The 26,842-nt window shown below is 41.9% G+C and carries 22 protein-coding genes and 1 pseudogene; 12 read left to right on the top strand and 11 right to left on the bottom strand.

Going from position 1 to position 26,842, the window contains the following annotated elements; genetic code table 11:
* Positions 1 to 886 precede the first annotated feature (886 nt).
* A pseudogene (locus V7L01_RS27130) lies at positions 887 to 3,742 on the top strand (beta strand repeat-containing protein); the annotation flags it as partial.
* Between the two features lie 129 nt (positions 3,743 to 3,871).
* Here the strand turns inward: V7L01_RS27130 and V7L01_RS27125 are convergent.
* Positions 3,872 to 4,606 carry a DUF429 domain-containing protein gene (locus tag V7L01_RS27125; RefSeq protein WP_335040328.1) on the bottom strand — a complete coding sequence of 245 codons (735 nt, stop codon included), beginning with the start codon at positions 4,604 to 4,606 and terminating at the stop codon, positions 3,872 to 3,874.
* Between the two features lie 151 nt (positions 4,607 to 4,757).
* On the opposite strand from V7L01_RS27125, the gene V7L01_RS27120 reads away from it, so the two are divergent.
* The 3 genes from V7L01_RS27120 to V7L01_RS27110 all read left to right on the top strand — a co-directional run bounded on the left by V7L01_RS27120 (position 4,758) and on the right by V7L01_RS27110 (position 8,552).
* Entirely contained in the window at positions 4,758 to 6,017 is a 1,260-nt protein-coding gene (locus V7L01_RS27120) for a glycosyltransferase family 4 protein (protein WP_335040326.1), read from the top strand.
* A gap of 166 nt (positions 6,018 to 6,183) precedes the next feature.
* Positions 6,184 to 7,050 carry a calcium-binding protein gene (locus tag V7L01_RS27115; RefSeq protein ID WP_335040324.1) on the top strand — a complete coding sequence of 289 codons (867 nt, stop codon included), beginning with the start codon at positions 6,184 to 6,186 and terminating at the stop codon, positions 7,048 to 7,050.
* A 368-nt stretch (positions 7,051 to 7,418) separates the two neighbouring features.
* The gene (locus V7L01_RS27110) at positions 7,419 to 8,552 is read left to right on the top strand and encodes an SAM-dependent methyltransferase (RefSeq protein ID WP_335040322.1); all 1,134 of its coding nucleotides are present in this window, start codon (positions 7,419 to 7,421) and stop codon (positions 8,550 to 8,552) included.
* A 397-nt stretch (positions 8,553 to 8,949) separates the two neighbouring features.
* On the opposite strand, the gene V7L01_RS27105 is transcribed toward V7L01_RS27110, so the two are convergent.
* On the bottom strand, positions 8,950 to 9,729 hold the full coding sequence (locus V7L01_RS27105; protein ID WP_335040833.1) for an acyl-CoA desaturase: 780 nt from the start codon (positions 9,727 to 9,729) through the stop codon (positions 8,950 to 8,952).
* A 173-nt stretch (positions 9,730 to 9,902) separates the two neighbouring features.
* Between V7L01_RS27105 and V7L01_RS27100 the strand changes: the two genes are divergently transcribed.
* The 4 genes from V7L01_RS27100 to V7L01_RS27085 all read left to right on the top strand — a co-directional run bounded on the left by V7L01_RS27100 (position 9,903) and on the right by V7L01_RS27085 (position 13,347).
* The gene (locus tag V7L01_RS27100; protein WP_335040319.1) at positions 9,903 to 10,034 is read left to right on the top strand and encodes a hypothetical protein; all 132 of its coding nucleotides are present in this window, start codon (positions 9,903 to 9,905) and stop codon (positions 10,032 to 10,034) included.
* Between the two features lie 165 nt (positions 10,035 to 10,199).
* A complete protein-coding gene (trpS, locus tag V7L01_RS27095; protein WP_335040317.1) occupies positions 10,200 to 11,210 on the top strand; it encodes a tryptophan--tRNA ligase in 1,011 nt (336 codons plus the stop codon).
* Between the two features lie 58 nt (positions 11,211 to 11,268).
* Positions 11,269 to 12,189, top strand: coding sequence for a methylenetetrahydrofolate reductase (locus tag V7L01_RS27090; RefSeq protein WP_335040831.1), 921 nt, complete (start codon positions 11,269 to 11,271; stop codon positions 12,187 to 12,189).
* A 165-nt stretch (positions 12,190 to 12,354) separates the two neighbouring features.
* Positions 12,355 to 13,347, top strand: coding sequence for a cyclase family protein (locus V7L01_RS27085; RefSeq protein ID WP_335040315.1), 993 nt, complete (start codon positions 12,355 to 12,357; stop codon positions 13,345 to 13,347).
* A 248-nt stretch (positions 13,348 to 13,595) separates the two neighbouring features.
* Here the strand turns inward: V7L01_RS27085 and V7L01_RS27080 are convergent, their stop codons facing one another.
* From V7L01_RS27080 to V7L01_RS27065, 4 genes are all read right to left on the bottom strand, one after another.
* Positions 13,596 to 14,456 (bottom strand): class I SAM-dependent methyltransferase, encoded by an 861-nt coding sequence (locus V7L01_RS27080; protein ID WP_335040312.1) that lies wholly within the window; start codon positions 14,454 to 14,456, stop codon positions 13,596 to 13,598.
* Between the two features lie 265 nt (positions 14,457 to 14,721).
* A complete protein-coding gene (locus tag V7L01_RS27075) occupies positions 14,722 to 14,967 on the bottom strand; it encodes a hypothetical protein (protein ID WP_335040310.1) in 246 nt (81 codons plus the stop codon).
* A gap of 238 nt (positions 14,968 to 15,205) precedes the next feature.
* Complete coding sequence (locus V7L01_RS27070; protein WP_335040308.1) at positions 15,206 to 15,754, bottom strand: phosphate-starvation-inducible PsiE family protein; 549 nt, start codon at positions 15,752 to 15,754, stop codon at positions 15,206 to 15,208.
* An 87-nt stretch (positions 15,755 to 15,841) separates the two neighbouring features.
* Complete coding sequence (locus tag V7L01_RS27065) at positions 15,842 to 16,762, bottom strand: tetratricopeptide repeat protein (protein WP_335040306.1); 921 nt, start codon at positions 16,760 to 16,762, stop codon at positions 15,842 to 15,844.
* Positions 16,763 to 17,026: 264 nt separating this feature from the next.
* On the opposite strand from V7L01_RS27065, the gene V7L01_RS27060 reads away from it, so the two are divergent.
* On the top strand, positions 17,027 to 19,075 hold the full coding sequence (locus tag V7L01_RS27060; protein ID WP_335040304.1) for an elongation factor G: 2,049 nt from the start codon (positions 17,027 to 17,029) through the stop codon (positions 19,073 to 19,075).
* Between the two features lie 421 nt (positions 19,076 to 19,496).
* Here the strand turns inward: V7L01_RS27060 and V7L01_RS27055 are convergent, their stop codons facing one another.
* Positions 19,497 to 19,967 carry a hypothetical protein gene (locus V7L01_RS27055; protein ID WP_335040302.1) on the bottom strand — a complete coding sequence of 157 codons (471 nt, stop codon included), beginning with the start codon at positions 19,965 to 19,967 and terminating at the stop codon, positions 19,497 to 19,499.
* Between the two features lie 185 nt (positions 19,968 to 20,152).
* On the opposite strand from V7L01_RS27055, the gene V7L01_RS27050 reads away from it, so the two are divergent.
* Both V7L01_RS27050 and V7L01_RS27045 read left to right on the top strand, forming a co-directional pair.
* Positions 20,153 to 20,803: a Uma2 family endonuclease gene (locus tag V7L01_RS27050; protein WP_335040300.1), complete on the top strand. Its 651-nt coding sequence runs from the start codon at positions 20,153 to 20,155 to the stop codon at positions 20,801 to 20,803.
* A gap of 113 nt (positions 20,804 to 20,916) precedes the next feature.
* Positions 20,917 to 21,309, top strand: coding sequence for a nuclease A inhibitor family protein (locus tag V7L01_RS27045; RefSeq protein WP_335040829.1), 393 nt, complete (start codon positions 20,917 to 20,919; stop codon positions 21,307 to 21,309).
* Between the two features lie 80 nt (positions 21,310 to 21,389).
* Here the strand turns inward: V7L01_RS27045 and V7L01_RS27040 are convergent, their stop codons facing one another.
* Positions 21,390 to 22,229 (bottom strand): DNA/RNA non-specific endonuclease, encoded by an 840-nt coding sequence (locus tag V7L01_RS27040; RefSeq protein ID WP_335040298.1) that lies wholly within the window; start codon positions 22,227 to 22,229, stop codon positions 21,390 to 21,392.
* 509 nt (positions 22,230 to 22,738) lie between these two features.
* Positions 22,739 to 23,242, bottom strand: a complete 504-nt coding sequence (locus V7L01_RS27035) for a DUF6174 domain-containing protein (protein WP_335040296.1) — start codon at positions 23,240 to 23,242, stop codon at positions 22,739 to 22,741.
* 423 nt (positions 23,243 to 23,665) lie between these two features.
* On the opposite strand from V7L01_RS27035, the gene V7L01_RS27030 reads away from it, so the two are divergent.
* Positions 23,666 to 23,851, top strand: coding sequence for a DDE transposase family protein (locus V7L01_RS27030; protein WP_335040294.1), 186 nt, complete (start codon positions 23,666 to 23,668; stop codon positions 23,849 to 23,851).
* 78 nt (positions 23,852 to 23,929) lie between these two features.
* Here V7L01_RS27030 and ctpC read toward each other — a convergent pair whose 3' ends face one another.
* Positions 23,930 to 25,213 (bottom strand): carboxyl-terminal processing protease CtpC, encoded by a 1,284-nt coding sequence (ctpC, locus tag V7L01_RS27025; RefSeq protein ID WP_335040292.1) that lies wholly within the window; start codon positions 25,211 to 25,213, stop codon positions 23,930 to 23,932.
* Positions 25,214 to 25,444: 231 nt separating this feature from the next.
* Complete coding sequence (gene ispG, locus V7L01_RS27020; RefSeq protein ID WP_335040290.1) at positions 25,445 to 26,671, bottom strand: (E)-4-hydroxy-3-methylbut-2-enyl-diphosphate synthase; 1,227 nt, start codon at positions 26,669 to 26,671, stop codon at positions 25,445 to 25,447.
* Positions 26,672 to 26,842 lie beyond the last annotated feature (171 nt).

The raw sequence follows: 26,842 nt of genomic DNA, 5'->3' as shown, positions 1-26,842 counted from the left end.
ATTGAATACTCAAGACTAGGCGTTGCTAAATTAAGTTTAGCAACGCCTTTTATTATGGGATGCAGTCATGCCCAAAAAATAATTATTGCTAGAATTACGAGTAATTATAAGGGAAATATGATTTGACTGGGATAATCGCAAAAGTCAGCTTCTTAAGCTTTAATCTATCCGCACTTTGGAATCAGAAGTACTAATGTCTGCGATCGCGGATTTCTTGGTTTACAAACGTTATACCAATACTTAATAGTTTTTGGTAATATCTAACATCAAAATATTAATAGTACATAAACAAATATTTTTACGTAAATTTCTCAGCAAATAATGTGAAGAATATGCAAAGATGCGCCTGGAAACAAAAATATCTAAGTAAATACAGTAGTATATAGTCACTGTTGGGTTATTTAGATTTCTCTATTTTCAAGCTAAATATCTATGTATAATTACCACAAAGGAGAGTATAAAAATCCATTTTCCGCTCGAAAATTGAACATTTTCTCTTCTAGTAGGACTTAGACGCTGGCAAATAACCAAATACCAAGTATGAATTTTAGGCATTCAATTGTGAGATTTTTTAATCATCCTTGTTCGCTGATTTTTACTGAACAAGAATAATTAATTTAGCCTGAAATGACAGATTATTGTGAATACACACGCTTATTAGTTTGTACAGCGATTAAGGCTTAGATAGTTTTCAAATAGATTAGGAAGTGTTACAGAAAAGTCATTCTTTGGATAAGTCTTTAAGAAACTTTAGTGTTACTCAAAGGCCAACTATAAGCATGGCAAAAACTTAAAATTTCTGGGAATTTTTGTGTCCAGAAATAGCAATAAACTCCATGTTGAGAACTGAAGTTACTGAAAAGCTAGATTTAGGTAGATAAAAGTTATGGCAAATATCATTGGAACCAACGGTAATGATACCCTAGTGGGTAGTTCTGGCGCGGACACAATTAAGGGTCTTGCAGGCAACGATACCATCACAGGTAACGGAGGCAACGACACTCTAACTGGTGGTGGTGGCAATGATGAATTTGTTTATTCCTACAAGGGCACCAAAGATATAATTATAATCACCGATTTTAGGGGCGTAGGTAAAGGAACAAACCCAACAGCAGCAGTCATTGCCGAAGTAGACACTCTCAATTTCCAGAGCAATCGCTTAACCGCCCAAAATCTGCTGCTGACCCAGAATGGCAACAATCTGGAAATCAGCTTTGCGAACAACTTTGACTACGATTATAGTGGCGATTATAGCCCCAAAGTCATCCTGCAAAATTTTGCTTTGGAAAACCTGGATAACCTCAGCAAATCTACTGGAGCCACTGTAGACTTGGGCAATATCCTGTTTTATGGGCAAACTACCGCCACGGATAGCTTTGATGTTTTCAATGCCAACTCCACTCAAAGTACTATCTTCAATAAGAATACAGTCACCTTCCTTAATGACCTGAACAACAATGTCAAGGGTTTTGATAACTCAGATGATGTGATTAATGGTCAGGGGGGTGATGACAAAATCGATGGCTTGAGTGGCAATGACATTTTAAGAGGTGGTGCCGGTAATGATACTCTCATTGGTGCTGCGGGCAATGACACGCTCACTGATAGTGAGGGCAATAACCTGCTCTCTGGTGGCGATGGAAATGACGCTCTCTCCGCTTCTGGTGACTACGGGGAGGGACGAGGGGGTTCAATTTCATTTGGCAATTCTATCTCTGGCAATAACACCTTCAATGGTGGCGTTGGTAACGATACCTTGGATGCTAATTATTCAACAGGTAATAACACTCTCAACGGTGGTATTGGTGACGATCGCTTGAATGTTGTCTATTCAACAGGTAATAATCTGCTTTCTAGTGGCGCGGGTAATGATTATCTCTCCGTTTCTGGCTACCACGACGACCAATATGGATTGTTTAGGAGATTTTATGCCACAGGGGATAACACCCTCAAGGGTGGTGCTGGTGACGATACACTGAATGCTAATAATACCACAGGTAATAACACTCTCAACGGTGGTATTGGTGATGATGACTTAGATGTTAGTTTTGCAACAGGTGATAACACTCTCAACGGTGGTATTGGTGGCGATCGTTTTAATATTAAGAATTCAAAAGGCAATAATTTGCTCTTTGGGGGCGATGGCAACGATACCTTCTCTGGGGGCACTGGTAGCAGTTATGTGAGCGATCTGGGCATTACTGGCAAAGATACGATCGATGGGGGTAAAGGTGATGATTTGTTGTCTTTCGATACCTACACCGACGAGACCGTCAATTACACCATTCCTATCGAAAGAATCACAACAACATTCGATACTACTACTAACACTGGAGTAATTACAGAAGGTACGAATATAGTTACCTACAAGAATATCGAACAATTAAATATCATAGGGACAAAGTACGATGACAATCTTGTGGGGAGCAATGGTAACGATACGCTCTCTGGGGGCTATGCTGGCAATGATACGATCGATGGGGGTGAGGGTGACGATTTGTTGGCCGTCAATTACTCCAATTCTGAGGGAGGAATCACAACGAGATTCGATACTACTACTAACATTGGTTTAATTACGGCAGGCGCGAATAGCATTACCTACAAAAATATCGAACAATTAAGTATCTCAGGTACAGCCTACAATGACAATCTTGTGGGGAGCAATAGTAACGATACGCTCTCCACAGGGGATGGTGGTAAGGATACGATCGATGGAGGGGCAGGGAACGATTACTTAGGAGTTGCGTACAACAATACTACCACAGGAATCACAACGACATTTGATAGCACTACCAATATTGGCTTAATTACGGCAGGTACGAAGAGCGTTAGCTACAAAAATATCGAACAATTAAGTATCTCAGGTACAGGCTACGATGACAATCTTGTGGGCAACAATGGAAACGATACGTTTTCCATAACAAATGGTGGTAAGGATACGATCGATGGAGGGGCAGGGAACGATTTGTTGGCCGTCAATTACTACTATTCTAAGGGAGGAATCACAGCAACATTTGATAGTACTACTAAGATTGGCTCAATTACGGCAGGCACGGATAGCGTTACCTATAAGAATATCGAACAATTAAGTATTTCAGGTACAGGCTACGATGACAATATTGTGGGGAACGATGGCAATGATACCCTCAACGGAAGTAATTCTGGCAATGATACCCTCAAGGGTGGCGCTGGTGACGATTACTTATCTGGTAGCGTTCGAGGCGATAACATATTGGATGGTGGCGATGGTAATGATATTCTCGTAAGCCTTGCTGGCTCTAGTAATAACACACTCATTGGTGGTAATGGCGATGATATCCTCAGGGCTGATGTTAGCTTTAAGACTGATTCTTCTGATGGTAATGATATCCTCATAGGTGGCTATGGTAACGATACTCTCTATGGGGACAACACCATCAACATTGCTAACCCTATTGATACCTTTGCTTTCAATAATTACAATGAAGGCACTGATACTATTTTTAACTTCAACACCACTAATGGACTGATTCAGTTATCGGCTGATGGTTTTGGTGGTGGGTTATCAATAGGTTCACTTCAGACAAATCAGTTTACTCTGGGAACATCTGCAACGACAAGCAATCAACGATTTATTTATAACAGTGCTACAGGTGGATTGTTCTTTGACCAAGATGGCAGTACGGCTGGGTTTACTGAGGTGAAATTTGCACAACTATCTGCTGGATTGTCACTAACCAACAATAATTTTGTGATTGTTTAATCTTTATTAGCGCTCTTTGATTACCAATTGGTAAGGTTTGCGAGGTGCTAAAAATAGCATCTCGCATTCCATTGCTCAATGCAAGTCGTTTTGGTGAGCGATCGCAATTTTTGTACAAAAAGCCTTTGCTCAAATTCTTTGAGGGATGATAATGTAGCCTGTGGTGCGATCGCCTAATACCAAATTACGTTCTTCTCCCCAATACCACCAGTATGCAGCAACATAAGCGCAAATTAAGCTATCTAGTTTATCTTCGGTTGCTTTGAGGGCTGCGCCTGTAGTGGGAATTTCTGGGATAAACGAACCGCAGAGGCGCAGAGGGCGCAGAGGAGGAGAGAAGGAGGGGAGGATATCAAGAAGATAATTTTGAAGTTTGATTAGTTCTAGGCGGCGCTCATTGAGGCGTCCTTTTTTGTATTTAAGGATGCGTTCTAAGTTGAATAGGTTAACGATTGCTGGGTGGGGGAAAACTTCTATTTGATATCTGCTAAGTTTTTGCGGTTCAATGGTGGGGGCGTGGGCAAAACCGCGTGATTCTAATTCTAAGCCAAAGTTGACGGTGCGATCGGCGAAGGCTAGGTTTTGATTAGCTGGGTAGCATCCTGCATGATATTTGCCAAAGTACTTGTGGCTGAGTTTGTCGGGAAGGCGACTCCCGGTAGCGTTGGGTATGAGGGTAGGCGCATCTACGGCGATGATGGCTGACTCGTCTGGTTGGACGCTGCGATCGATCCAGGTGAGGATGTCTGCAATGGCTTCTTTGCGGTCTAGATCGAGTAGTTGCAGTTGTTCATCTATCCATTCTAAACAGCATAGTCCACTTGGTTGCGATCGCCAGCCTAAATCAATGCCAATAAATTTCATTGTAATAACACGAATTTGCGATTATTCTCGCATTTTCGAGCTACCATTTACCTAAATTTACTTGCTCAAAATCTTGAGAAATAATCTTATAATCTTAAAAAGATTGTCTTAATTTATTTTATCTCGCAATAAATTAATCAAGATTATTCCAATGAAAATCTTATTTTTACATCCCAATTTTCCCTCGCAATTTCGCAACCTAGCGATAGTTTTAGGTAAAGATCCTAATTGCCAAGTTGTCTTTGGAACAAATCGTCGGGAAGGGGAAATACCTGGCGTTTTTAAAGCTATTTATACTCCTTCTCGTGAAGCTGCTCCCCAAACTCACCATTACGTTCGCAACCTGGAAAATGCTGTTCTCACCGCGCAGGCTGTCTATCGCGTATCCGAAAAATTAAAAGCTGAAGGTTTCGTTCCAGATATAGTCTATGGCCATTCTGGCTGGGGGCCAACTTTATTTATGAAAGATGTTTTCCCTAAAGCAGAATTATTGTGTTATTTCGAGTGGTTTTACCATGCTCGCGGTTCTGATGCAGATTTTGATCCCAACGATCCGCTGAATGCTGATGATGAATGCCGTATCCGCGTGAAAAATGCGCCGATCTTGACTGATTTATATAGCTGCGATCGCGGACTTTCTCCAACGAATTGGCAGCGTCAGCAATTCCCCAAAGAATATCATAGCAAACTCACTGTAATTCATGATGGCGTTGATACCAAATATTTTGTTCCCAAACCAGGCGCAAAGTTAGTTTTACCAAGAATAAATCTCGACCTTTCTCATGTGGAAGAGTTGGTAACTTATGTAGGACGAGGGATGGAACCTTATAGAGGTTTTCCGCAGTTTATGGAAACGGTAGCGCTAATTCAGCAGCGAAGACCGAAGTGCCATGTGGTAGTTGTGGGAGAAGATAGGGTTGCTTATGGGAAGAATCTCCCCGATGGGCAGACTTATAAACAATTAATGTTAGAAAAGTTATCTTTGGATTTATCGAGACTGCACTTCACAGATAGACTTCCTTACAATGAATACCTTCAGGTTTTGCAAGCTTCTTCTGCTCATGTTTATTTAACCCGTCCTTTTGTTTTATCCTGGTCAATGTTAGAAGTAATGGCAGCAGGATGTTTACTAATAGCTTCTAAAACTCAGCCAGTATTAGAAGTCGTACAGGATGGGGTAAATGGACTGCTGGTAGATTTCTTTTCTCCTCACAATATTGCTAATCGGGTTGAAGAGGCGCTGAATAATCCCCAGGAGATGCAAGCAATTCGTGCAAATGCGCGAGAGACAATTATCAAGCGTTATGATTTGGCAAAACTGTTACCACAGCATTTGCAATGGATGTTCGCTGGTAAAAATTCTAATAGTTTGAAAAAGCGCCCATCTTCTAAAGGTTTTGGCAGAAATTAGATGTCATTAGTCATTGGTCATTGGTCATTGGTCATTGGTCATTGGTCATTGGTCATTAGTCATTGGTCATTGGTCATTGGTCATTAGTCATTGGTCATTAGTTACAACCAACAAAGGACAAAGGACAAATGACAAAAGACAGAGAAATATAAAAGCAATATTTAAAATGCGAATCATTTTTACCATTGCCCATTTTTTCAAACCTAGCAGTGAGGGGCGTCATGCTTCTCAACACAAAGACCCTCAACCGCGCTTGCAGGCGTTAACTAAAAGCCTTACCGCCTTACACCAATTATTTGATAAATCTCAACGTATCATCAATATTGCTCAAAGACTAGCTTTCCCTGCTAACCAACCGCAGTCTCACGAACTAGATATTGTTATTTGTACAACCAAAGACAATCATCTTCTGAATCAGCTTCCCTTACCATCCCATTTATATAGGCATCATTCTACAAATGTAGAACCTCTGCTTTTGGGGTTTGAGTGCCAAGCTGTTCTGCAAAGTTGTCTTGGCCAATATGATTATTACTGCTTCTTGGAAGATGACTTAATTCTCCATGACCCTTGGTTTTTTATAAAATTAAATTGGTTTACCCAACAAGCTGGTGATTTAAATTTGCTCCAGCCAAATCGTTATGAAGTCTCCCCTTACGGTTTGATTCATAAAGCTTATATTGATGGGGATTTGGCTTTGCGAGTAACTGCTCCCTTTCAAAATGTGGAGGGGCAACAGGAACTAAAAGGTACAATTATGAATGCACCAATTACCTTTTTTCGTGCTCTCAATCCTCACGCAGGCTGCTATTTTTTGAATGCAAATCAGATGACTTATTGGGCTAATCAAACTTATTTCCTTGACCGGGATATTAGCTTTGTTGGGCCTCTAGAAAGTGCTGCAACCTTGGGAATTATGAAGACATTCCAAATTTACAAAACCTCACCGGAACAAGCAAGTTTTTTGGAGATTCAGCACTCTGGAACAGGCTTTCTGGGGCTAATTGGAGGACAGGTGGGTTTGGCAGAGAGGTAAATCGAATTTAAGAGTTTGGCTTTTTTGAGCAAAATTAATCAATCCATTGGGAAATCATACAATAAATGCGGTTTCTGGAGAGCGATCGCAACTACCAACCACTAGAAACGGAAACGAGTTGAGCGAATAACACCCTGACGCCAAACAATTATCGGAAATAAACGCAGTTAATGCCAAGTTATAAGACGTTTTCCCTTAGGACGCTTACCTTTTATTAAGTTAAAGTAGCGTTAGATGTGTTAGATGTGTTAGAGATAAATATTTCTAAATGTATGTTACAACTTCTTACGTTTTGGTGTTAAAAAACTAAAAAAATCTAATTATTATACTCATATAGCATTATTTTAATGCTTGTTAGGAGTATGACTATGACTACTAGTACCCTGCTGCAAGAAATAGAAAAGTATATCCCTCTTCTGGGAGATATAAATACTAAGAATCCATTAGCATACCAAGCAACTCGTGGGGCGGTTGAGGTAGTTAACACAGTCCAAATGGCAGTGGCAGAAGCTTATATCAACGGATTAGAAGTTCCTGATTCCGTTCTAGAATCGCTTTTTGATACCTGTATGCCAATTTTCTTTCAGTATTTCCCATCCCTCCTGGCACCGTATGAATGGGTATTAAAAGAAACCGATCATCTCGCCGAAGGATCGCGGGAACTAATGAAAATTCAGTACGACTTGCCTCAAGCCATGCTGAATACTATGTTGGGGGACTGGAAACTCATTTATCCTAAGTACAGCATGGGATTGTGGGAAAAAGGAGCATTAAATCTTGAGCAATCCCAGATGCACATGATTGATGATGTAATTGAAAAGCTAGACATCAAGGACGGAGACAATATCTTAGACTTTGGCTGCGGGTGGGGATGTGTTCCTAATTACATTCTTTCTAAGTTCCCCAATGTCAAGTTTACAGGTCTTAATTTGAGCCACGAGCAATGTGAATATATACGCCGCAAAATGCAAGATCCTGAGAGTTATCTCAGTTCAGATCGGTTTACCCTATATGAAGGTGATTTGAATAATGCAGATTTCGAGACGAAGTTTGACAAAATACTCTCGATTGGTGTTTTTTGTCATGTTGGTAACTTAACGAAATCCTTTAAAAAATTAGCTTCGTTTCTGAAGGATGATGGCAAAGTTTTAATTCACATTATCACAGTCCGCATCCCTAACAATATGTCTAGCGTTTACACTCACAAATATATTTTTCCAAACGGTCGGTACTGGAATTACGATGCAGTTCCTAGCCATAAAGAAGACCTCAAAACAATTCAAAGATGGTATCTAAATGGCTCTAATTACTCCAAAACACTAGCTAACTGGTTACAAAATTTTGACGACAACCAGGCAACAATAAAAACATTAAACTATGGCATGGACTATGCCAAGTTTCGCCGGATATGGAGATTTTATTTGATATGGTTTATTCGTAATTTTGCTAGTTGCGATGGAGAATATAATGGTAATGGTCAATTTTTAATGGTTCATGCTTAGGCGGACAAAGCTAGTACTGCAAGGCGCAAGTCAAAAGAATTGTATTCCAAGCTCTTGCGCCATTTGAAATGGTATGTTTATTCCCGCACCCGCTGTACTAATAGTTCGCCAACCCAAAATTGCTGGGTGGAGGTCGGCAGGGGAGCAGGGGAGCAGATGAGAGGCAAATACCAAGTTCTTTCCCCTCTGCCGCTCTGCTAACCACCATGCAAAGTTGACTTGCCAGACTACTAGTGTTTATCCTGCTAGAGGATGGACATCCTGCCTTTCCTTATTTAACTGGCTGAAGATGGGTTCTTCACAAAAAACATCTTCAGCCAGTTAGAATCCTTGGATTCTAACTGGCTGAGACGGCAAGGAACAGACTTTTCTTCTGACCAATCTGTCAACCAGAATATCAGACGGATGTCTTTGCCCTCGCCTTGAAAACTGAGTTCTGAGAGTTTCGGTTTCTGGCGCGAGCGAGAAGTTCTGGTTCAGAAGGCACTCTAATCTTTGAGGCTAGCTTCAGGAACTCAAGGATTTTGATGAACCAAAATGTTGGGTCTGGAAGATAGGCAACCTGCCCCTCTCGCACGGTTATGCCATGCCGGGCTGACCACTGGAATGCATGATGAAGATTATGCCAGCCTTCACCCAAGGTCAGAAATGCTACGAGCCAATGGTTGCGACTGTAGTCATTAGTTGTGAACGGTTGCTCGCCCAGTATGTGGCTAAGTGAGTTTACAGTGGCGACACCGTGGAAGAGAACAGTCGTGCTGAGGAAAAAAGCGCCAAGATATTCAATTCCACCAATGTAATACGAAAGCGCAGCCAGAGCAACGGTGGGAATGAAGTGCAAACGGTCAACAATCTTCAAAACCAGATTACTCTCAACATCGGTGGGAAGTTTCGAGGGAAAAAACTGTGGGGAGAATAGCCATCCAGCTTGAGACCACCAGAATCCTTTGATCCCCTTGAAAGGCAAATAGGGAGAATGAGGATCTTCTTTCTGGTCTGAGCATTGATGATGATCCATGTGGTGAGCTTTCCACCAACTTGGCCCCATCTGCCCGGCTGAAGCAGCCACGATGCTTCCAACACATAGAACTGAGGTTGGAGCCTGGTAGCTCTTGTGGGTGAGTAGCCGATGATAGATGCCAGTAGTTGCAAGCATTCGTATTACATATAACAACACGGCCCACAAGACAGCACCCGGCGATAAGCCAGTAACAATAATGAGTAACGATCCTAAATGACTCACTACGATCAAAGTAGGGCCTACTATGTAAGAAATAATTGTGAGCTGAGAGTACTGCTTCATTAGTCTTCTAACGTCCTTAAGCTTCAAAATAGAAATGCACCATATCTTTGCCGAAGTCAAGCTTGCGGACAGCAGAACGCTCACCTTTGTCAGCGTTAATAGTACAGGCATATCTTGGCACAATTCGCTTGGAATATGAAAAGCAGTTTCAAACACAAGCGGTGGCAAAAAAGCAATGAAGAGTTTCTATAGCAATCGGAGTTGAGTTAAAATCTCTAATCCCGTAACGACGAGTTGACCTGGAAAATGTCAAAATTAAATGAGTTTTGCGTAGGCGGAAAGCAATTTGTCGCCAGACATCGCCACTTTACTAGCGCGGATTTGAGATAACTAAGTTGAAATTTATGGGCAAGCAACGTGTTCTTTCTGGAGTTCAACCAACGGGCAATTACCATCTAGGTAACTATTTGGGAGCCATTCGCAACTGGGTAGAAGGTCAGAGCGAATACGAAAATTACCTTTTTGTGGCTGATTTACACGCGATTACAGTGCCACACGACCCAAAACAGTTGGCAGCTGATACCTACACCCTTGCCGCTCTGTATCTCGCTTGTGGTCTTGATTTAAATCACTCCACCATTTTTGTACAATCCCACGTTTCGGCCCACAGTGAACTCACCTGGTTGCTCAACTGCATTACACCTCTAAACTGGCTGCAAGATATGATCCAGTTTAAGGAAAAGGCTGTTAAACAGGGAGAAAATGTCAGTGCGGGCTTATTAGATTACCCTGTGCTGATGGCAGCTGATATTTTGCTTTACCAAGCTGATAAGGTGCCAGTGGGTGAAGACCAAAAGCAACATTTGGAATTGACACGGGATATTGCAGCTCGGTTAAATCACCAATTCGGTAAACCAGATCAACCAGTTCTGAAGTTACCAGACCCTTTGATTCGTAAGGAAGGGGCAAGGGTGATGAGTTTGGCGGACGGTACACGTAAAATGTCGAAGTCCGATCCTTCGGAGTTAAGCCGAATCAGTTTGCTAGATCCACCAGAACAGATTCAATACAAGATTAAACGTTGTAAAACCGATCCGATTCGTGGACTGACTTTCGACGATCCAGCGCGTCCAGAATGTAATAATTTGTTAACTCTGTATACATTGCTTTCTGGTAAAACGAAGGAAGATGTCGCAGTTGAGTGTCAGGATATGGGCTGGGGGCAGTTCAAGCCATTGTTGACGGACACAATAATTGAGGCTCTCAAACCAATCCAAGAAAAATATCAGTCGATAACGGCGGACAAAGGTTATTTGGAGTCTGTATTGCGGGATGGAGGGGAAAAAGCTAGAGCGATCGCAAATCAAACTTTATCACAAGTAAAAGCTGCTTTGGGCTACTCTCTACCTCTATAAGTTGTCCCTTTTAGGTGTGATTTGCTATACCATTTAAGAAATGGAAATTCTTAATTTTATGCATCACACCCATAGCCCCACAGCCTTTCGCAGAGCTGTACAAGCAGGTGAATTTCTAGTTACTGCCGAGGTAGCACCCCCGAAAGGGGGAGATCCAGCACACATGATTCAAATGGCGGCGACTCTTAAGGGAAGGGTTCATGCTGTCAATGTTACCGATGGTAGCCGCGCAGTATTACGGATGTCTTCGTTAATGGCATCGGTGATTTTGTTACAAAACGGTATAGAGCCGATTTGTCAAGTTGCTTGCCGCGATCGCAACCGCATTAGTTTACAAGCTGACTTGATGGGCGCTCATGCCTTGGGCATAAATAACATTTTAGCTTTGACTGGCGACCCAGTAAAAGCAGGCGATCATCCAGATGCTAAAGCAGTGTTTGACTTAGAAGCTGTGCGACTGCTGCAACTGATTCGGAAGATGAATCAAGGCGTTGATTGCAACGAGAAACCCTTGACTGATGGAGCGTTAGATTTATTTGTCGGTGCAGCAGTAGATCCACAATGTAAGAGTTGGTCGGGTTTGCAAAGTCGATTTGAACGTAAAATCGAAGCAGGAGCGCAGTTTTTTCAAAGTCAGTTGATTACCGATTTTGAGCGACTAGAAAAGTTTATGGATACCATTGCATCTGGCTATAAAAAACCAATTTTGGCAGGAATTTTTCTGTTAAAATCGGCAAAAAATGCCCAGTTTATTAATAGGTGTGTTCCGGGTGTAAATATTCCCCAACATATTATTGATAGATTGGCAAAAGCTAAAGATCCTTTTGAGGAAGGGATGAAAATTGCCGCCGAGCAAGTGCAAATAGCGCGGCAATTATGCCAGGGTGTCCACATGATGGCGGTGAAGCGAGAAGATGCGATCGCGCCAATTTTAGATTTGGCTGGGATTGCTCCAGTTAATCAGTTGGTATCCAAGTAAAGAAAATAACGCATTTTTTATTCTAGCAGATGGGAACAGCCATCTGCTTTTTTATGGTGAAACAGATGTATCTACACTATATAGCCCGAAACAGCTACAGGATAAACAATATAGCAATTTGTGGTAAAAAAATTAGAGCCTTCAAAAGCAATAATAAAAAACACAATGACAATACTGCCCCAATATAACTATCCACATCTGAAGCAGGAACTAGATAGATTTTTGCGTCAACCATTGCAAAAAACTTTCTGGGGAATTATTTGTTTAATAGTTCTGTTTGGTGTAGGTTTAGCGTCTGTAAATGCGGTACAGCCATTACGTAAGCCTCCCCTGTGGCAAGTTTATCAGCAGTCGCTCAAGTCAGCCAAATATGTTGACTTGACTCATACAATCGCTCCGGCAATTCCTGTATGGTCAGGTTTTGGTTCATCAAAGTTTGCGCCTGCCATCAATCCAAAAACGGGTGAGCCATACACTTACCAAAAAGATGGATTTGAAGCAACTCATTACGATTTATCCACCGATCAGCTAGGAACCCAACTAGATCCACCTGCTCACTGGAACCCTGACTATCCAGCTATTGATGAGTTACCAGCGACATTTGCTGTTCGTCCTCTAGTAATAATTCCGATCCAAGATAAAGTTGCCAAAGACCCCAATTACCACCTGAGTGTCAAAGATATTCAAGATTGGGAACGCAAATATGGCAGAATTCCCCAAGGCTCAGTTGTGTTTGTTCGCTCTGACTGGTCTAAAGAATGGCCAAACCGCGAACTAGCTACAAGAACTAAGTTTCCTGGGGTGAAGCTAGAAGCTTTGCAGTTTCTGCACCTTGAGCGCCACATTCTTTTTCACGGACACGAACCCCTGGATACAGATAGCACCCCAACACTGGAGGGAGAAGCTTGGCTGTTGAAAAATGGATATACCCAAGCAGAGGGTGTTGCAAATCTAGATCGTGTGCCAGAAACAGGCGCGTTGATCTCTATTGGGTATCCCAAATTCAAAGGTGGTTTAGGAGGTTATGCACGTTACATTGCTATCTGTCCGCCAGATTGGAAATACGGCGTTTCAGTAGGTCAAATGCCGGAGTCTCCCCTACAAAAAGCAGATAAACCCCTGCACTGGGATACAAAATTGGGTGTACGGGTACGGTGAGATGAAGCAATTGGGTTATTGATTCCTCTCTACAAAACGCTGAACGCGATCGCTTGAATGGTCGCAAGGAGGGCGTTTGCCTCAGCAAGATACAGGCAAGCGATGACACCTTATATCATGTCCGGCAGATTAGTTATAATTCCTGCATCTGTGCGATAACTTGAAAACTCTTTTTCCCCCTGCCCCCTGCTCCCTGCCCCTTACGCTCTTAATGATAAGTCTTTAACCGGACACGATATTATATCTAATTAGGGGGCTTTGGGTTTAACGAACTTGAGGGTCATGCGATCGCTCTCTCCAATGGTGAGGAAGCGTTGCCTGTCTTTTTGACCTTGGCTTAAGGTTGGAGGTAGTGTCCAAACTCCGCCCGGATAGTCCTTGGTATCTTTTGAGTTGGCGTTAATCTCTGATTTGCCTACCAATTTAAAGCCAGCTTTCTCCACAGCAGCAATTACCCCATCTTCAGACATATAGCCAGTTTTAATACTCTCTTGTAAAGAAGTCCCCTCAAGGGCGCGGTGTTCTTCCACTCCCAGAATGCCTCCTGGCTTGAGTGCTTTATAAGCCGCCGCATAAACCTGCTCGTCATAGCCAGCTTTAACCCAGTTGTGAATATTGCGGAAGGTAACAACTATGTCTACAGAATTGTCTGGTGCTAGGGTCAATTCATTTGGCGGATTGATTTGGGCTACTTTGACCTTACCAAAAACCTCTGGATTAGCTGCTAGTTTTTCTTGGAAAGCCAAAGCCGATTTACTCGCGTCAGCCAAGTTAGTAACTATGAGTTGTCCCTTGGGCGCTAGGAATGGGGCTAATATTTCGGTATACCAGCCACCCCCTGGCCACAATTCAACTACGGTCATATTTGGGCGCAGACCGAAGAATTCCAAAGTCTGGGTTGGGTGGCGGTACTTGTCTCGGAGGCGATTCTGCTCTGAGCGATGACTGCTGGTAAGTATGGTTTGGAGTGTGGTTGTGCTGTTGAATGTCGCTTTTTCGCTCTCGTTGGCTAGAACATTAAGGGGCATTACAGATATCGATACGAGGAAAACTAGAGTCAGGGCTTTCAGTAAGCCTTGGCGGGGCCTGAGATTTTGTGCAAATTTCATAGCTATTATTTTTACTTTCCGCTTCAGCATAGAGCAAATAGCGTTCTCATAAATGGGTGCGATGGCGTACCCGTCCGCTATAGGCATTGTCTGCTCTCCCGTTTTCCTCTCTACAAGGCCCTGAACACAAACACGCTCTTTTAATCTTGCTCTTTATTAGTAAATAAGATGCATTTGCCCTGGCATTTAATGTAATCGGCAAGTGCGATCGCCTCTTTTATATTTAGTTTTACTAAATCAGAAGCGATCGCACTTAAAACCTGGGTTACATCTTACCGTGTTGCAGCACTTGTTGTAGATGTTGGCGAATCTCTTGTGCGTGTTCAATATCAGATTGACGCAATTTTTGGAACAACTCTACACAAGGCTGAGAACCTACTTGTTCTGCATCTTTGATGTAGGTATCGTAAGCTTTAACGGCTTCAGCCTTGTTGTGCAAAACGGTGACAAAATCATACTCCAAATTGCTAATTGGTTGTTGAGACTGTCCGTTACCTGTATTTGTAGTCATAGCTTGACCCTCTTTTAGAATTTCTAATTAACTTATACTCACCCTAAAAGAGGGATTCATCTTCCAAAAAGAGTATATTTCAATACGTCGGAAGTACCTTGCAAAAGTAAGTTATACCATTTTAGATTTTAGATTTTAGATGCATCCAAGTTACTAATACAGCCTTAAGCAAAGAGTGGAGAGTAAGAAAATGCTTTTTCCCGACTCTCCACTCCCCACTCCCCATTTTCATAACAATTTATCCAAGCGGTTGATTCTCATCACATTGACGTGAATACTGGAATTCCAACTCCTTTTGCCGTTCTCTACCTCCTCTATAGACAATCGGGCAAGACTTAGTGTCAGCACTCATGCAATCCATGTGTGGCGTTTTAGCACAGACTACAAGTAGTCCACCCAGAACAAACAACAAACCACAAATTGCAAGCGTATTAACCCAATGCATTTCCAGCGCACCATGAACTACTATTTCTCGCAGTAAAGATACAATTGTTACCTCAACTGCCACTCCCACAGAGATACTATGTTCTTGCAAATAGACCATTAATAGTCGGAATAACTCGACTAAAATCAACACAAATAGTATTTTTGCAGTCACATGTTTATAGTCTAGTGGCTGCATGATGGCGATCGCTATCCCCCACAATTGGATCAGCATGACGGCGAACAATCCCAAACACAAGACAATCACAATTAAGTCTTGAAAGGCTTCCATGTTGCGAACAATTGAGTGCCGATCGAGCCAGCGATCGCTAAATAAAAATCGACTTTTCTGGCGCTTTTGCATGTACGTTTTTCCAATCGGGACAACTTCAGACAACACCAGCGAGTTAACCCAATAGTTTTATGTTATGCAATATTAAGTTTTTGCGCCTCAGCGAGGTTGGTAATTTAAATTTTGTGCCTGTTGCAACAATTGCTCGGCATTTTTTGCCCACTGAGGATTTTTCTGAGCATTATATAAATCTCTAGCAAATTGCAATACTTGTACTGCATCTCCATATTGCTGTAACTGCATAAAAGCTAACCCTGCACCATAATAAGCGTTGGGATAGTTAGAGTTAGCTTCGGCTGATTTTCTAAAAGCCTCTAATGCCTCTTGTGATTTGCGTTGCCCAAACCAAATTGAGCCGAGATTGTAGTAAGCTTCAGGATACTTCGGATTAATTTTTACTGCCTGATTAAAGGCATCTCTGGCTTGGTCAAGTTTGCCTTGTTGGAGATAACACATCCCTATATGGTAAGGAGGCTCTGGTGCATTTTTGCTATATTCTATGGCTTTTCTAAAAGATGCGATCGCTTTTTCACAATCTCCTTGCTGTTCTCGTACCAATCCCAAGTTATAGTGGGCAAATCCTAACTTGGGATCGAGTTCTAACGCTCGTTGCAAGTAATCGTTAGCTAACTGTAAATTATTCCCTTCTAACAACGCACCACCTAAATTAGCAAAAGCTGGCGCAAACTTAGGATCGGCTTGCGTGGCTCGATAAAATGCATCCGCAGAGGGTTGTAATTGTCCCGTTTGTCGGAATGCTAGCCCTAGATTATAGTGCGCTGGTGCTAATGTCGGATCTAATTGAGTTGCTTGTTTAAAGGCTGCGATCGCATCTTGTACCTTTCCCGCCTGAATTGCCTGTAAGCCTTGGTTTAACCAGTCTATGGCAGTTTTACCATTAGATTGTGCCAGCTTTGAGGGGACAGAAGGAGAGAGGGAAAGAGAGGGGGAAGGAATGCTAACAACGAGCATCAAACTTACTAACCCGGCTATGCGATATTTAAAGAATGATAATCCCATTAATTTTCTGACTTGCAATACCTTCAGTTAAATTTACTTTATAAAAACTTTTTTACAAAAATTTTTATTTGGCCATAAAAGCCCGTTTTTGTTAAGTTTTATTAAGCCAAATCTTACGACAGGCTACAATTTTTTTAAATTTAGATTAAAAGGAGCATAATAACAAATTAAAGAAGGGGTAATTTTGACTCCAGAGAACCATTTTTTATCCCTGATATATACAGAATAATGCGGTTAGGAAAAACTTACCGCAAGGGAGGTTTTATGAACGAAAAAGTAAAATCGGGTTCGCGGAATGTTGCAATTGTCGGGCCTTATTTGAGTGGAAAAACCACTTTACTAGAAAGCTTGTTATTTGTCACAGGGGCAATTTCTCGCAAAGGGAGTGTTAAGGACAGCAATACAGTGGGAGATAGTGCTGCCGAGTCGCGCGATCGCCACATGAGTGTAGAAGTCAGCGCCGCTAGCACTGAGTATAACGGCATTCGCTTCACTTTTATTGACTGTCCGGGAAGTATAGAATTTGCTCAAGAAACGTACAATGCTTTAATGGGAGTTGATGCGGCAATTGTAGTTTGCGAACCCATCCGCGAACGAGTCCTCACCCTCGCCCCTCTATTTAAATTCCTCGACGATTGGGAAATTCCCCATCTCGTCTTCGTCAACAAAATGGATCGGGCAAATATTCACGTTTTGGAAACGTTACACGCCCTGAAAGCAGTATCTAGCCGTCCCCTGGTAGCGCATCAATATCCCATCATGAACGGGGAACAACTCACCGGCTTTATCGATATGGTGAGCGAACAGGCATATCAATATCATCCAGGCGCACCTGCTGACCCCATTCCCTTCCCCGAAAGTTTAAAAGAAGAAGAACATATAGCGCGGGCAGAAATGCTCGAAGCCTTAGCAAATTTTGACGACCATTTACTCGAAGAACTTTTAGAAGACATCGAACCTCCTCAAGAAGAAATCCTCAAAGATTTAAAAATGGAATTAGGGGCAGATTTGGTAGTGCCCGTTTTCTTTGGTGTAGCAGAACAAGATTATGGTGTTAGACCTCTATTAGAAGCCTTGTTACGGGAAGCGCCCGAACCAGAAACCACAGCAGAACGTCGTTTAAAAAACATAAAAGGTGATACACCTCTAGCGCAGGTATTAAAAACTTACTACACTCCTCAAGGTGGCAAACTCTCTTTGGTGCGTGTTTGGCGGGGCAAATTAACTGATGGCATTGTCCTCAATGGCATTCGCACTGGTGGAATTTACCGCTTGATGGGACAACAACAGCAGTCAGTGAACCAAGTTAATGCTGGTGAAATTGTGGCATTGAGCCGTTTAGAAGGAATCAAGACAGGCGATACAATCTCCACAGAACAGCAGTCGGCAATAAAATTACCCAAGGCTGTAGAGTTGGAACCAGTGTATGCTCTCGCCATTACCCCAGAAAAGCGCAACGATGAAGTAAAACTCAGTGGTGCTATCACCAAGTTATTAGAAGAAGACTGCTCACTTGCTTGGGAACAACACGGCGATACTCACGAAGTTATCTTGTGGGGACAAGGCGAAATTCATATACAAGTCGCCTTAGACAGACTGCGCCGCAAATATAATCTGCCAATGACAACTCACTTGCCGCAAGTGCCTTACAAAGAAACCATCCGTAAAACAGTGGCTTCAGTTCATGGGCGCTACAAACATCAAAGCGGTGGTCACGGACAGTTTGGTGATGTTTTTCTCGACATCAAACCCCTACCACGCGGTACAGGCTTTAACTTTAATGAAACCATTGTCGGCGGTGTGGTTCCCAAACAGTACATTCCTGGGGTGGAAATGGGCGTGCGGGAATTTCTGACACATGGGCCTTTGGGCTTCCCAATGGTGGATTTGGCGGTAACTCTGACTAATGGTTCGTATCACAACGTTGATAGTTCCGAACAAGCCTTTAAACAAGCTGCCCGATTAGCAATGCAAACGGGAATACCCCAAGCGGAACCTACCCTGTTAGAACCAATTCTGCGGGTGGATGTTACCACACCTAGCGAATTTACTTCCAAAGTGTTGCAACTGTTGAGTGGTAGACGGGGGCAAATTTTAGGCTATGAAGGCAGAAACGATTGGCAAGGCTGGGATAATATCTCTGCATACTTGCCACAAGCAGAGATGCAAAACTTTATTGTAGAGCTGCGATCGCTCACCTTGGGCGTTGGTTCTTTCCACTGGGAATATGACCATTTGCAGGAAGTGCCGGAAAAACTCGCCGAACGTGTCATTCACAGCAATGGCAATGGTGGTAACGGCAACGGCAAGTAATTTTGGATTTTAGATTTTGGATTTTGGATTAATCTAAAATCAACACTAGCCCGGAACTTTAAGTTTCGGGCTAATAACTAAAGTCCTTACCAGAAACAGATTTCATAGGGATATTTCAATCAACTGTTTATCGAGTTCAAGTTCTTGCTAGTGGCTATGCTCTTGACGTGGTTCAATATAAATCTGCTTAGGGATTTTTCTTGACATAATTTTAATTATATGCAACAGATGCTTAACACTATAGATTATTTGTAGTAGCGATCGCTCACTCTTGGCATTGCTTCCTTCCACTGGGAATATGACCATCTCCAAGAAGTACCGGAAAAACTCGCCGAACATGTCATTCACAGCAACGGCAAGTAATCTTGTATCTATACTAAAATTAAAGCCCTGCATTTAAAGTTGCAGGGCTTTTTGTTTGTTAATGAATATTTAATTCTTTTTGGACGTGCTGTTGAAACGTTAATCCTTCTGCGTTCCACTGTTCTTGGAATGCGTGTATATTTTCCAATTTGATTGCTTTTCCATTGGGAGGAAATTTAATATCATAACCAAATACTGTATTCTTATCTGGAGGATGATCCCAATTATCCGTTATCCAAACCACCTGAACAATACGATAAATATTAAATTCCTCTTTAGCATTTGTGTCACGATAAACTTGATTATTCAGCAATTGAACAATGTGCGTTACTTTTCCATGTTGTCTTAAAATCATCAGTTCTGCTTCTAGTGGGTATCTGGCATTGTTTTCGTCTCTACCTTTTAAATTTCTCCAATGTAAAGCAAAAATCTTTAAGTCTGGATATATAGTATCTATGTTTTCATAAGCCCAAATTTCACCATCTATAGGTTTTACGTTTTTAGTCCAAATTAATCCATTTAAATCCATAAATATTTCTCAATCTTGTTCTAATACAGAAGCTATAGTTATAGTTTTCCCTGAAATATAGCTCAAGTAACAGCACTTATTTTTTGCATATCTTGTTAAAAGTTTGGTAGTGCAACATTATTCCTTGCTAAGATAATCTTATATTGGCTTTTGCAAGCTTAAACATGAAATTTCAATGGTAAGTAATGGTAACACTTCAATTACGACAATTAAGTGTTCCGCCGGGACATAGAGTAATACTCCACGATGTTAGCTGGCAAGAATTTGAGGCGATTTTAGAAGAACTTGGCGATCGCCGAGCCGCTCGATTGGCCTACAGCCACGGAACTTTGGAGATGAGAATGCCATTACCAAAGCATGAGAAAGCCAAAGTTATCATTGGGGATTTGGTAAAAATTCTGCTGGAGGAGTTAGAGATTGACTGTGAAACATTTGGCTCAACCACTTTTAAACGTGAAGATATGGCTTTTGGTGTAGAGCCTGATGACTCTTTCTACATTCAAAATCATGCTCAAATGATTGGTAAAGAGCGAATAGACTTGAAGGTTGACCCGCCACCTGATTTAGCAATTGAAATTGATGTTACTTCCAAAACTCAACTTGATGCTTACGAAGCATTAGGAGTTCCTGAACTGTGGCGATATGAAGATGGTAAGCTACAAATTAATATTCTTCAGGATGGCAAATATATTGAGTCTAAAATTAGTTCTACTTTTCCCAACTTGCCCATTGTTGAAGTAATTCCCCGATTTGTCGAACAGAGCCGAACTTTAGGTAGAAGTCCAACGCTTAGAGCATTTCGTCAATGGGTAAAAAAGCAAATCACCCAAACTTAATGTAATTTTTGCTCCATCCGCCCTAAATTTTCTACCCAATGGTTGAGTTGTCCCATTCCCACGTTGCTGCTGGCTGAATGATACAGTATGAGCGTTGCTAGAAACTGATGACTATGAGCGGCGAGATTGTCGAAAAACTAAAGGAAGCTAGTACTGGTTTGTTAATGATGAGCGAGTCGGATTACCCTTTTGAGGTTGTTCAGTGGAAAGGTGCTGCACCTGCAACACAGGAGAAAATTTTACAGCTAACAGGTTCTCAAGACCTGCGAGTAGAAGTAGTAGACTTGGACTATCTCTTTCGTAATTGTGCATTTGAGCAAGAGTGGCACAATGAATTACAGAAAAAAGATGTTAAAAAATTTCAAACACTTGTCCAAACGCTTAAAGATAATCTTAGTGACATCAGCGTTTATCGTGTTGGACAAATAAATATTGACGCTTATATCATAGGACAAACTAAAGATGGTGACTTAGCTGGAGTAGTCACAAAACTGGTTGAAACCTAGTAAGCAGTTTGGAAATTTATCTAAATAAAAGCCTAGCCATCTGTGTAGCTAGGCTTTCTCATTTTTGAAATCATCCAAACTTATAAATTGTCAACTTGCGCTTCTATTACAGACTGAATAGATGTTGAGATTTGTGAGAGAAAATTGTATCCCGTTAGGGATTCTAATGAGTCAACGCTAACCCGATAGTTTCTCCAATTCGCTGTTCGCACCCCTTGCATGTTGGGAATATTGACAGCAATGACTCTCGTCCTGGTTGTCACGCCAGCAAGACCTAAACCCGGAGTATCTTCTACAACAATAATTTTCCAAGTTGTATTAGGGACTTGAACCCGTCCATTAGCTATTGTATAGAACCTTCCGTTAGAACCAGTACCACCCATCCCATATCCACCAGATATGATGTAAAGTTCTTTACCTTGTGCTGCTAAAGTTCTGGCATATTCCTCTAAGTTTGCCCAAATCCCCTGATTGTTATCTGGGGCTTGAGCAATCATATTGCTCATCAAAAAGGTGGCAGAATTATTGGTAACACTATTAGTTCTGTCACCACTAGGTGTCATGTGACCACGATCAAACCCACTTCCGCTAAAATCGGTAGATTGAACTTGATAGCACCCAAAAGGAAGTGTTGTATCAGCCCGAAAATTATCTTGCCTTGGTGTATTACCTAACCAACTACTATTCAACTGCCAAGACACCCAATTTGCTCTACCTATTCCACAGTTGTAACCAATTACATACTGTGGTTTTACCAGCAAGTAGTTATTTAGGCTGGAAGTTCCAGCATTGCTTGGGTTGCCAAGGGTTAGGTGAACACTTACTGATGACTGGGCTGGTACAAGCTGTGCCAAGCCAATTATGAATAAAACTACCACCACAAATGGCAGCAGGAACTTGAAAATCTTGATTTTTTTCACGTTTTTGTACTTTTGATTGCAAAAACAGTGTCTGAGTTCTTCACTTCAATATCAAGCATCTAGAGATACAAAACTAAAAATTTTTGTAATGGTAAATATGTAGTGATACCATAGCCGAAAATCTTGGTTCGACAATAGTTAACAATTCATAAATCACTACTTTACCACTACCTTGGTGAGGAGCGATGGCTCAAACTTTCGCATCCCTACACCAAGATTTATACATCTAATCAGCAACACCAATCTTTTTTCGTAGAGTAAATTTAATTATGTGAAAAATGAGGGCGATTCGCACAGCAACACATACAAACTTGAACGCCAGCAGTTAATAGACCTTTGCAAAAGTCAATAAATTAGGAATGTCATTTTGAGCGGAACGCAGGGGAGAGAAGAATTTAATCAGATGTTTCGCTCCGCTCAGTATGACAATTTAAGCATTTATGCAAGAGGTCTAATGATCGAGGTAAGTATACCTATCGCCTTAATATCTAATTTTCTGTTTGCGGTGGCTATTTAATTACCTTAAAATTCTCAATTGTGAGATATCTTTCCTCATCAGCTATCTGACTGTTGTAATCGATATCAATTTGGGTTGGATAGCCGAATCTAGCATTGTACCGCACATTCAGGCTGGCGGCTTTACGTTTGATAGCATCTTGAATCACATCAAACAGTTTAGGAATTGTGTTGTAATTTTGAAAGTATTCTTTAACATCTTTTCCTGTAGCTACAGAAGTGATAGAACTTGTTTGACCATTACGTACTTTAATTACTACTGGCCCCCTAGCATCGCCTATACAAAAGCAACTATTGCTTAAAGTATAGTCATAGTTGGAAATATTTTGCTGATTCCAGAAACGGCGATTAAATTCTAATCGCTTTTCTGCTCGCCTTAAATTAAAGTTCTTACTCGTTGGCGATTGTGCTATCTCTATGGGAGATTTGGACATTACTGGTAGGTTCAGTCCGAAAGATAGTAATAACCCGGCACTGATAATGATGGGTAAACGCATATCAATCCCTTGGATTTCAAAAGTATTATATATGTATTATATAGATAAATTCATCTACTTATTTAAGTACACTTTATATTTTGATTAAATTCTTCAGTGGGTAGCCAAGGGCAAATATAGCGGTTCTCAATTGCATGGAATACAGACCTAACCCCCAGCCCCTTCCCTTGTAGGGAAGGGGGTAAGATTCAAAGCCTCTCTCCTTTTAGGAGAGAGGAATGGAAGTGAGGTCAAAGTGTATTGCACCCAAACGAGAAGCGCTATAGTAAATTTCTGACTGTACGGAACTGGTTGGGGAGTGTAGTCTAGGCTAAATCAGATCCGACGCGTTGGCACAGCCCGCCATAGGCATCGCATACGTGCGAAAATATTTTATCTATGCCGGAGAATCTTTACTGTAAAAAACAAATATTTCTTTCAACTATGAATGATTCACAAACTTGGTATATTGTCAAGCATTCTGTTGGTAATTGCGAAATTTTCCCCAGCGACAAACTTGGAGACGATAATCTAGAGATTATAGAACAGTGGGGGCCTTTTAGTTCGCAAGAAGAAGCGATCGCTCGCCGTGTCGGACTTATTAGGGCTGGAAAGTGCCAACCAGTTTAAGTTAGGAGTTAGAAGTTGACAGTGATGGACTTTATTCCTAACTCCTCACTATTGACTCCTAACTTTATTTCTAACTCTTCATTTTTCTGCTGTAGGTGTCCCCTGAGCAGCAATTTTTTTACCTATCACTTCCACTGCTTTAGCGAATTGAGGATCTGCAAGAGTCGCGAGTTTGTCACGTTCATGGAGCCACAAATCCTCCATCTGCTTTTTGGTCAAATCCACCTTCACATCTGGCGAAATGCCTTTGTGATTGATATCTGTACCATTGGGGGTATAGTAATGAGCAATTGTCACCGCTAATCCTGAACCATCTTCCAGGGGACGCACCGATTGCACTAGCCCCTTACCAAAGGTTTGAGTACCGACCAAAGTAGCACGCTTATTATCTTGCAAAGCCCCTGAGAGGATTTCACTGGCACTAGCCGATCCTTTATCTACCAGTACCACCAATGGTTTAGTGGTCAAGGCTCGTCCGTTTGCCTCTTCCTTTTCCGCCTCTCCTTGGCGTTCAACAGTGGAGACAATTTTACCTTTATCTATCCACATCCGGGCAATATCCACACTAGAGAAGAGTAAGCCGCCTGGATTACCACGCAGATCGAGAATATATCCAGCTACCTTTTTGTTTTCTAAATTTTTGATGGCGGTTTGCATTTCTTTACCAGCATTGGCACTGAACTGGTTCAAGCGGATGTAACCAAGATTTCCTGCTGGGGTTTTCTTTTCAGAAAACTTAACTGGATGGATTTCAATTCGCGCCCGTTTGATATCAAACTGTTTTGTCTTACGGTCGCGCAAAATTGTCAAGCTGACTTGAGATCCTGCTGCACCTCTGATTAAGGATACTGCCTGATTAGTATCCATCCCCTTAGTATCTTTGCCGTCAATTTTGAGAATGATATCTTTTGCCAAAACACCAGCTTTAAAGGCTGGTGTATCTTCGATTGGTGCAATTACAACCAATTGCTTGGTTTTTTCATCCTGGCTGATCGTGATGCCAATACCTGTCAATTCTCCAGAGGTATCCACTTGCATATTCTTGAATTCCTCTGGACTCATAAACCGGGTGTATGGGTCATCTAGCTTTTTGAGCATTTCCCGAATGGACTTATACGCATCCTGCGGATTACTGTAGGACTTGCTCAAGTATTCCTTACGAACAGCCTGCCAATCTACCTGATTAAAAGTACCGTCTACATATTGGCGTTGAACAATTTGCCAAACTTCATCTACTAGTTCTTTGGGACTTGCTTTAAATAAAGCCTGACCTCGCGAATGAATGCCAAGGCTAGTAACAGCGATCGTGGAGAGTGTCACTGCCGTAGCACCCAAAACAAGCCTACTTTTTGTAATCACCATAATGACAGCTGCGTCAGAGGGAAAATATATAGTCAGTATGCTCAATCTAACACAGGCTACCACTGTACAGACCGAGTATGTATCCTTAATTTAAACAAAATACTTGACAATCCGGCGAACTTGATGATTGAAAGATACAAAACTTTTGGGCATAGGGCATCGGGAAGAGGCAGAGGGGCACAAAGCTTGGAGCAGAGGGGAAAGAGCTAATTTTTCTCCCCCTTGCTGCCTTTAAGGTTCTACCCAGCGTTCATCTCCCTTAATGAGGTTAATTAATTCCTCTACACCTTTATCTTCTGGGACTTTTTTAATTTCCTCTCTGCCACGATACAAAGAAATGTAACCAGGTGTTTTGCCAACATAACCATAATCGGCATCCGCCATTTCTCCGGGGCCATTGACAATACAACCCATAACCGCTATATCAAGACCAGTTAAGTGTTTAGTGGCTTCCCGAACTTTGTGCAACACTTCTTCTAGGTTAAACAAAGTACGTCCACAGGAAGGACAGGCGACGTATTCCACCATCGTTTTTCGCAATCCCAAAGCTTGGAGAATGCTGTAGCAGACGGGAATTTCTTTTTCTGGTGCTTCTGTAAGTGAGACGCGAATTGTATCGCCAATGCCATCAGCAAGTAAGGTAGCAATACCAGCCGTAGATTTAATTCGCCCGTATTCGCCATCACCGGCTTCGGTAACGCCTAAATGTAGCGGATAATCCATACCCAGTTCATCCATGCGCTTGGCGATGAGGCGATAGGCGGCTAGCATCACCGGTACTCGTGAGGCTTTCATGGAAATTACCAAGTTGCGGAAATCCAAAGATTCACAGATGCGAATGAATTCTATGGCAGATTCCACCATGCCTTCTGGGGTGTCGCCGTAGGTAAATAGCATCCTTTCAGCGAGTGAACCGTGATTTACCCCAATTCGCATCGATTTACCTTGATCGCGCAAAGAAACTACCAGAGGTTCTAAGGTTTCGCGGATTTTATCGCCAATCTCGTCAAATTCGGTTTTAGTATACTCGGTTCGATTGACGTTGGGCTTTTCAAAGACATATAACCCCGGATTAATCCGCACTTTTTCTATGTGCTTGGAGACTTCCACGGCGATTTTTAGTCCGTTGTGATGGACATCAGCCACAATGGGCACGTCTTGGTAAGTTTTAATTAATTTTTGTTTAATTTCTGCTAAAGCTTTAGCATGAGCCATACTCGGCACTGTGACGCGGACAATTTCGCAGCCAATTTCGTGCAGACGACGAATACCAGCCACGGAACCATCAATATCAAGGGTGTCTTCGTTAATCATTGACTGTACTACAACGGGGTAGCCACCGCCAATGGTGACATTTCCCACCTTTACGGGACGGGTTCTACGCCGCTTGATAGTTGTATCAAAGGTAGGTTGGCTGGATGTAGTATTTGAAGTATCTACTATGGGCAGAGTTTGCATAACCTGATTAGGTAAATTTGCTGTCGTTAAAATATCAGATTTGATAAATCTCTGTTTCCCAGATTGCCACAGCTAGCGCTTTTTTGGACGATTACTATAGAAAAAAAATGGAAAATAATACAGGCAAAGAAATCAAGAGCATTTGAGGAGTTTTGCTCGTTTGTAAAGATA

Origin of the sequence: Nostoc sp., from assembly GCF_036917095.1 — a bacterium.
GTDB lineage: Bacteria > Cyanobacteriota > Cyanobacteriia > Cyanobacteriales > Nostocaceae > Nostoc.
Note: the sequence above shows the minus strand (reverse complement) of the source record. Positions and strands in the feature narration are given on the sequence as shown.